At 49.4% G+C, this 2,762-nt stretch carries 2 protein-coding genes; both read left to right on the forward strand.

Going from position 1 to position 2,762, the window contains the following annotated elements; translation table 11 throughout:
- The coding region (locus tag PHP98_12155) for a DUF4838 domain-containing protein (GenBank protein MDD5484381.1) at window positions 1-1,848 on the forward strand (1,848 nt) is incomplete at its 5' end.
- Window positions 1,849-2,052: 204 nt separating this feature from the next.
- On the forward strand, window positions 2,053-2,762 hold a 710-nt coding region (locus PHP98_12160), incomplete at its 3' end, for a hypothetical protein (GenBank protein MDD5484382.1).

Here is a 2,762-nt window from a genome sequence, read left to right on the forward strand (position 1 = left end):
GGAGGAATGTCGCCGGTAGTGGCCGGTGTGGATGAATTAAAGATATACAACCGAGCCTTAACGCAAATTGAACTCATGGATATTTCCGGCAGGAAGGAACATGTTGTCTTGATTGACAACGGCAAGGCGCGCGGCGCAATTATTCTGGATAAAAACGCGCCTGAAATTACGATGTTTGCGGCGACGGAGATGCAGACATATTTGCAAAAGGTGACAGGTGTTAAACTACCGATAAAAACCGTTGACGACAATACGGATGCGTTGGAGTGGACTGACGGCGGCGAAATGATATTAATTGGAGAAAGCGCGGCGACAAAAAACCTGGGCTTTGATTTTGCCGATTTGAAGCCGGACGGCTTCAGGATTGTCAGCCGGCCAGGTATTCTGGTTGTTGCGGGGAAAGACAGCCGGACGGCAAAACCTCATTATGTTCAGGGCGTCGGCAGCGCCGGCACGCTTTACGGGGTCTACCGTTTTCTGGAGTTATTGGGAGTGCGATGGTATTTCCCCTGGGCCGGGGAACTCGGCGAAGTGCTTCCGCGGGAAAAGGATATCAGGATAGACAAGATGGATATTGTTTCCGCACCGTATTTTATTGCCCGTTGGGCGGGAGTTGCTCCGGGAATGAATGCTTTATGGCTGCGCCGGCTGGGATTTGGCTGGACCGTTTATCCCGCCAGCACGTGCCATAGTTTTGCAGGTTGGTCCCCATATCAACTGATCCATCCGGAATGGTTTGCTCTGCGCGCGGATGGCAGCAGGGGAAAGAACCTTTGCGTCAGCCACCCGGAAGTGCGGGACGGTATCATTAAACAGGCCAAAACGACTTTTCGATTCGCCGATCCGGAACTTTTCCCGGACTTTTGTATCCTTGAAAATGACGGGGCGTCCGCGCCCTGCGCATGTCCGGAATGCAAGAAGAAGGTTATCGTGGCGGAGGGTTGGTTTGGTGAAATGTCGGATTACTGGGCTGAAATCGCGGTGAATACGGCGAACGCCGTCGCTAAAGATTTCCCTGAGCATCGGGTTGTGATTGGCGCATACAATGCCCAGACACGCCCGCCGCTCAAGATTGATAAATTACCCTCCAATGTGTCGGTGCAGATAGCAAAACATCGAATGCATCTGTGGAACGATGAAGTCAGAAACGTGTTTTACGATGAAATTATGGGCGGTTGGTTAAAACTGAAACCGGCAACCGTGTCATTTTGGGAATACTATAATTTTGATTGTTGGGGCGCCGGAAAATGGTTTGGGGTGCCCGGCCTGGCCACGGAGATGATCTCGGATAATTTAAAAAAATCGAAGGCCATGTCGGAAAAGAGCGGTATTCCGTTTCTGGGAGATTATATTTTTACCAATGGCCGGGCAGGAGGAGCGGACACGCCGGATCGGAACTACTGGATGGCGTTAAACATGTATGTTACGGCGAAAGCGTTATGGGATCCCGAGTTGCCGGTCAAGCCGTTGCTGGAAGAATTTTACCGGTTATATTTCGGGCCGGCGAAAGAGCCGATGAAAGCGTTTTATGAGAAATTGGAAGCGGTTTGGTCAAGCGGTAAATGGGGCAGGAATCTGTCGTATCAAAAGATTGGCTTTGCAGAGTATTACCGTGAAAATTGGTGGGGCAAAAATAATCCGTGGGAGGTGTTGTTCACCCCGGAAATTTTACTGGAACTGGCCGGTTATTTGAGCCGGGCAAAAGAGCTGGCCGACAAGGCTCCTTACAAGGAACGATTGGAAATGGTGGGGAAACAGTTCAACACCACGTTAAAATACGCGCGGGAACGCGGCGGCAAAGATAAAATATCGGCGGAGGATTTGGAAAAAGCCGTGGCGGTTTGGTGATGCAGGGTAAAAGAGGCGGCCTGCGGCAATCCTTCGACATCGCCGTCTCGACTATGCTCAAAGTTCCGAGCAATGTAAGAGAACCTGTAATCAATACATTATAAAGACTGTCAAGAAATATTTTCGAAAAAAATTGCATAAAGAGCGCTTGTAATCTATAAGCTGAGCGCTTGTAATCTATAAGCTACAGTTACCGGAGGGGTTATGACACGATTATTTATGGTATTTATGTTGACGGTTCTGTTGTCGATGCGGATAATGAATGCGGCCACACATTACGTGGTGCCACCCGGAACGGTGGGTGTAATACCTGTCAATCCCTACACCAACTGGACGACTGCCGGCACCAACATCATTGAGGTGGTTAACGCCGCCATGACCAACACCGCGCCCATGCACATCTGGGTATCCAACGGCACGTATTATCTGACGAATCATGTGTACGTCAACAACGCCGTGACAATTCAAAGTGTCAATGGGCGTGATATGACGATTGTGGATGGGAATTGTCCCAACACTACCAACAGATGTTTTTATCTCGACCATGCCGGCGCTGTTTTGGACGGCTTTACCATCACGAATGGAATGGAAAACCAGTTAGGTGGCGGGATATTGGTAACGAATGGAATTGTCACTAACTGTCTGATCGTTGATAACCAGCTCACAAACTCGGGGGGCTCGTATGGCGCGGGGGTGCTCATATATTACGGCACTCTTACCGACAGTATCGTTATGCGCAACCGTGGCGCGCGTTATGGAAGTGGCGCTATTGTGATGCTATCAGAAGGATCAATCCGGAATTGCGTTTTTTCTCAAAATACCAATAACCCCAGTTTTGGTGCGTCCGTTGAAGTATGGGGACATTCTACTATTTCTAATTCTGTTATTTCCAATAATTATGGCGTAGGGTTGAT

The sequence above is a fragment of the Kiritimatiellia bacterium genome, from assembly GCA_028715905.1.
In the GTDB taxonomy this organism is placed as follows: Bacteria; Verrucomicrobiota; Kiritimatiellia; order JAAZAB01; family JAAZAB01; genus JAQUQV01.